Raw genomic sequence first — 5,616 nt, forward strand, 5'->3', positions numbered from 1 at the left:
CCTGTCACGTCTTTCGCGTTGCCGCTGTGCCGTGTCAGTGGGAGCGCATTATAGGGAGCCTGAACTTTTGTGCAAGGGCTTTTTAAAAGAAAAAAGATCGCTTGCCGAACTTTTAGGCAAAAACGATCTTTTTCTGCAATTATGGCGATTTTACGCCCTAATTTACTCAGTTTGCGGCCGACTTGGGTGCATTTTCCTGTTCAATAAAGCCTTTGAGTAAGGCTATCGCCTTTGGATCTTCCCAGTCGACGAAACTACGGACAAAGGCAATCAGCTCCCCTTTACCATTAAGAATAAAGGTCGCCGGGATAGTATCAAGTGGGAATATCTGCCCCAACTGCATCTGCGGATCGTAATAACTGCGGAAGTTTGCCATCCCCAGGGATTGCAGAAAACTGTCAACTTGCTCTTGGCCACCCTGATCTATGGAAATCGGTAGCAGGGCGAACTCTTTATCACTGAACTGCTCTTCAAGCCGTTCCAGTGCCGGCAACTCCCTGACACAGGGAGGACACCAAGTAGCCCAAATGTTGACCAACACCACTTTTCCCCTGTGTTGACTGAAATCCAATTGGCTACCGGCCTTATCCTGGAAGGGAACAACTTCCAAGGGGAAGCTGTGGGGGAGCACATTGATCTTGTCGACACTGGATTGGATCTGATTGTGATCCTTTGGCTGCATACCGGGATAAGCCTGCGCCCCCAGAGACAGGGACGCCAGCAAAAGTAATGAATATCTGAGCTTGCTCATTACTTGTCTCGCTTCAATAGCTCATCCAACTGGCGTTGTTCTTCGGCAGACAGTTCGAGTGCTTTACTACCGGAAGTACGCTGTTTACGGATGAAAATAAAGCCAATCAAACCACCAAACAACAGCAGCGCCACAGGACCAAGCCACAGGACGTAGGTCTTGGTTTCAAGTCTCGGCTTATAGAGGACAAACTCGCCATAGCGACTGGTCATGAACTGGACGATTTCATCATCAGCCTTGCCCTCTTCCACCATTTTGTACACTTCAAGACGTAGATCGCGGGCAACCGGTGAGTTGGAATCGATCAGGTTTTGGTTCTGACACTGAGGACAACGCAGCTCATGAGCCAGCGACAACGCTCGCTTCTGCTTATCAGGAGAGCTGAACTCAAAGGTGTCCACCGGCGTTGCCGCCACCTGAGCAGCATAGCCGATCAGGAGTGCCACAACAGCAAAGGTTTTCAGCAGCAACTTTCTCATGACGCTTTATCCTTAGCGGCCTCGGCCTGCAACTGTTGGATCATGGGATACAAGGTTTCTTTCCAAACCCGCATATCTACCGGCCCGGCATAGCGATAACGAATGATGCCGTTATGATCCACGATAAAACTCTCCGGCGCACCATATACCCCGAGATCCAGACCAAGACGACCGTCCTTGTCATAGATATTCAACGTGTAGGGGTCGCCTTGGCGAGAGAGTTCTCTTACCGCCAGCGCCCGCTCGTCACGGTAGTTGATGCCATAAATGGGCACCAAGTTTTGTCGAGCCAACTGCATTAGGTAGGGATGTTCATACTTACAGGATGGGCACCAAGTCGCCCATACGTTCAGCATAGATACCTTACCTTTGAGATCTTCGTTGGTGATCATCTCTCCCGGCGTTTCCAGTTTCTCCAGCTGGAAGGCAGGCACAGGCTTACCTTCCAACGCAGAATCCAACTGCTGCGGATTCAAGAACAGTCCCTTGTAAAGGAAGATCCCCATCAAAAGAAACAATATCAGTGGAATAAAAAGTATTAGCTTCTTCATCTTCTTCTTACCTGTTTCAGGCTGTTGCCAGTTTGGCTTTCTTGGCTGCGGCCGCTTCTTCAGCGCGGGCCTTGGCACGGTAACGCTTGTCGGAAGCCGCAAAGAAACCACCAACCATCATAAAGATGCTGCCAAACCACAACCAACGAACAAAAGGTTTGTAGTTCAGTCGCACTGCAAATTCAGTACGGCTAATAGGGTCGCCCATAGTGACATAGAGATCCCGGAACAGACCCCAGTCGATACCGGCTTCAGTCATATCCATAGTGCGAACATTGTATTGACGACGATCCGGCTGCAACAACGCAATCTTTTCACCATCTTTAAGTACTTCAACCTGTCCTTGCTGTGCCGTGTAATTAGGGCCTACAACGTTACGGGTTTCCAGATACTTGAAGGTGTAACCGGCCAGCTCATGACTAGTGCCAGGCCCCATGCGCACGCTCTTCTCAATAGAGTAGTTGGACACCATGGTGGCACCAACTACTGAGACTGCAATCCCCAGGTGAGCAATGATCATCCCCAGTTCACTGCGGCCCATACGCGCCAGGCTGACACTACCATCTTTCGCTTTAATCACGTTGTAACCGGCACGCAGAGTCGCCAGCACAATCCAGACAGCCGCACCTATACCCAGTGCCACCCAGATGTTGAACTCACCACCGGCGATAAATGGTGCTATCACACCCAGAACAGCTGAAATGATCGCTGGCAATAGCAGTTGACGCTTGAGCTCACCTTGTTTGGATTTCTTCCAGCGAATGATAGGACCTATCCCCATAAAGCCGAACAGTACCAGCACGATAGGAACAAACACCGCATTAAAGTATGGTGGGCCAACAGAAATCTTACCCATACCCAAGGCATCGATCAGCAGTGGATAAAGAGTACCGAGCAATACAGTACCGGCAGCCACAGTCAGCAATACGTTACAAACCAGCAGCATGGTTTCTTTGGATTTCAAATCGAAGCGAGCAGGGCTGCTCATTTCACTGGCACGGAAAGCAAACAGAGTCAGCGAACCACCGATAGCCAAACCGAGTAGCAACAGAATGAACATACCCCGGCTTGGATCTGCCGCAAAGGAGTGCACTGAGGTCAGCACACCAGAACGAACAATAAATGTACCCAGCAAGCTCAAAGAGAAAGCAAAGATAGACAGAAGCACTGTCCAGTTACGGAAGGCACCGCGCTTCTCTGTCACTATCAAGGAGTGAACCAGAGCAGTACCAACAAGCCATGGCATAAAGGACGCGTTTTCAACCGGGTCCCAGAACCACCAACCGCCCCAACCGAGCTCGTAATATGCCCACCAGGAGCCCAATGCAATACCACCAGTGAGGAAGATCCAGGCAGCCAGAGTCCAAGGACGACTCCAACGAGCCCAAGCAGAATCGAGTCGACCGCTCATCAATGCGGCAATGGCGAAGGCGAAGCTGACCGAGAAGCCCACATACCCCAGATAAAGCATGGGAGGGTGGAAGATCAGACCCACATCCTGCAACATCGGGTTAAGGTCACGCCCTTCTGCCGGGATCGGGAACAAACGTTCGAATGGGCTGGAAGTGAGCAGCATAAACAGGGTAAAGCCTATGGTGATCATCGCCAACACGGCCAATACCCGAGCGGTAAACACCTCTTCCAACCCCTTGCTGAAGAAAGCTACAGCTGCGGCCCACACCGAAAGTGAGAAGACCCAGAACAACAATGAGCCTTCATGCCCGCCCCAGACTGCTGCAATCTTAAAGAAGATAGGCAATTGAGAGTTGGAGTGATGAGCCACATAGGCGACTGAGAAGTCATCGGTTGCGAAGCTGTAACCCAACGCAATTACCGATAAAAAGATGAAAAAAAACATACCGTAACTTAGTGGCCAGGCATAGCGCACTAGGTATTGGTCTTTGCGGGCAACACCGATCAGGGGGACTGTCATCAGCAGTACTGCGAACGCCATCCCTATGATCAATGAGAAATGTCCAAGTTCTGGGATCATGGGTTTTCCTCAGTTTCCAGGTCAATGTCTGCCAAGCTTCTATTCTGGGCAGACGCACAACTACGGGCACACACCATTACTTTATTAACTTAATTGCGGCTTAAAAGCCGCAAGGGTTAACAGGTATATATTACGAATTTTTGTTCATTTTAGTATTTGCTTTTGTTCCTGTCTGCCACTTTCCACCAATTATGGGTCGCGGCTCTCATTCTCCGAGAGGGCAATATTGACCATGGAAAGACGGCAAGACTCCAAGCTGTGACAGGCGTTAAATAGAGAAGTTTCATTGAATTTTTTGCTGAAATTTGGAACTGTGAACCAGTGCCCAACTATGACCATTAACTTTGGTGGTGGACTTATATTACTGTTCAATGAATCATCTTTCCGTATAATCTTGCAATCAGGCCGTGCGGTAACCCCGCTTTGTCACAAACCAACGTGAAATAAACATAATGACCACTTTTTGGATTTTTATTGCGATTGTTGTGTTAGTCAGCCTGGGGCTGATCTGGCTTCCTCATTTCCGGCAACAGAAGCTACTCAAGGCTGAAGAGTCCGGTGTCCGTAAACAGACCAACCTGGAACTGTTTAACGAGCGTCTAGCTATTCTGGAAAAAGAACGCCAGGAAGAACTGCTGGACCAAGACGAATTTGAATCCCTGAAAAAAGAGCTGGAAGTCAGCTTATTACAGGACATCAAGCAAGGAGCGGATGATTCGCTCGATGCACAAGCCAAGCCTAAAGGACTACTGTGGCCAAGTCTGATGTCTGCCGTATTACTGGTCGTGGCCGGTTACTCCTATCAACAGTTAGGCGCCTATCAGAATATCGATTCTCCTCAACCTGAGAATCCCCATGCAGGTATGAGCACTGAACAGATCATGATGCAACGGGTGCAAATGATGGAATCTGCTGTGCAGCAGGAGCCGGAAAACAGCCAAGCTTGGTTCAGTTTGGGTCACGCCTACATCTCTGCCGGACAATATGATCAGGCAGTAGCAGCCTTCGATAAAGTGATCGAACTGGTGGGGGTTCACGCCGAGTTGCTTGGCCCCAAAGCCACCGCCCTTTATTATAAGGCGGGTCAACAGATGATCCCTGTGGTTCAGTCGCTGATTGATCAGGCACTGAAACTGGATCCTCAAGACCCTTCTACTCTACTGCTGGTTGGTATGGATGCTTTCTTTACTGCAGATTACAACAAGGCAATCGGCGCTTGGCAAACCATTCTTGACAGTGACAGAGCCGACGTGGATCGCGCCGCACTGATCAATGCTATCGACAGTGCCAAGATGCGCCTGCAGGCAGAAGGTGGTGCCACCATGCCGAATGATGAGGCTCACAAAGGTCTAAAGGCAGCAACAGCAAAGACAGTGACGCTGAATGTCTCTATAGCCCCTGAACTGGCAGCCAAAGTCAGCAATACAGACATGCTGTTCATCTTTGCCAGAGCAACCGAAGGCCCCAAAGTCCCACTGGCGGCGACCAAGGTAAGTGCAAAGTCATTACCTGTGACTGTGACTCTGGATGATTCCACCAATATGGGTGGTAACGTTAAACTCAGCGATGCTACCGATGTTGAAGTGATTGCAGTATTGTCCAAGCACGGCAGCGTTAAGCCTCAGCCTGGCGATCTACAAGGCAAAGTGGCCAGCATCAAGGTCGGTGCCAGCGGTGAACTGGTGCTGGATACTGAAGTTCAGTAATCCTATCCTTGACAAATAGACATAAAAAAACCGGCTGATGCCTAATGCCGATCAGTTAAGACAGATCGCTTGACGATCTCACTGAAAGGATCAAAATCCGATGACCCCATGTCATCGGATTTTTTTATGCAACTTT

At 49.6% G+C, this 5,616-nt stretch carries 5 protein-coding genes; 1 reads left to right on the forward strand and 4 read right to left on the reverse strand.

The annotated features are described in order from the left end of the window. Positions 1-166: 166 nt before the first annotated feature. The 4 genes from ACMHXE_RS02150 to ACMHXE_RS02165 are packed head-to-tail and all read right to left on the reverse strand — an operon-like array spanning position 167 to position 3,774. A complete protein-coding gene (locus ACMHXE_RS02150) occupies positions 167-751 on the reverse strand; it encodes a TlpA disulfide reductase family protein (RefSeq protein ID WP_101057764.1) in 585 nt (194 codons plus the stop codon). Then, a complete protein-coding gene (nrfF, locus tag ACMHXE_RS02155) occupies positions 751-1,230 on the reverse strand; it encodes a heme lyase NrfEFG subunit NrfF (RefSeq protein WP_101057766.1) in 480 nt (159 codons plus the stop codon). Before nrfF ends, ACMHXE_RS02150 begins: the two co-directional genes overlap by 1 nt. Continuing rightward, positions 1,227-1,781, reverse strand: a complete 555-nt coding sequence (locus ACMHXE_RS02160) for a DsbE family thiol:disulfide interchange protein (protein ID WP_101057767.1) — start codon at positions 1,779-1,781, stop codon at positions 1,227-1,229. The genes nrfF and ACMHXE_RS02160 overlap by 4 nt, the downstream gene beginning before the upstream one ends. Positions 1,782-1,797: 16 nt before the next feature. Beyond that, positions 1,798-3,774 (reverse strand): heme lyase CcmF/NrfE family subunit, encoded by a 1,977-nt coding sequence (locus ACMHXE_RS02165; protein WP_101057768.1) that lies wholly within the window; start codon positions 3,772-3,774, stop codon positions 1,798-1,800. A gap of 452 nt (positions 3,775-4,226) precedes the next feature. Here ACMHXE_RS02165 and ccmI point away from each other — a divergent pair, with 452 nt between their 5' ends. Beyond that, positions 4,227-5,480 (forward strand): c-type cytochrome biogenesis protein CcmI, encoded by a 1,254-nt coding sequence (ccmI, locus tag ACMHXE_RS02170; protein ID WP_101057769.1) that lies wholly within the window; start codon positions 4,227-4,229, stop codon positions 5,478-5,480. Positions 5,481-5,616 lie beyond the last annotated feature (136 nt).

This window comes from Shewanella sp. BJSY2023SW007, assembly GCF_047314525.1.
Classification (GTDB): Bacteria; Pseudomonadota; Gammaproteobacteria; order Enterobacterales; family Shewanellaceae; genus Shewanella; species Shewanella chilikensis.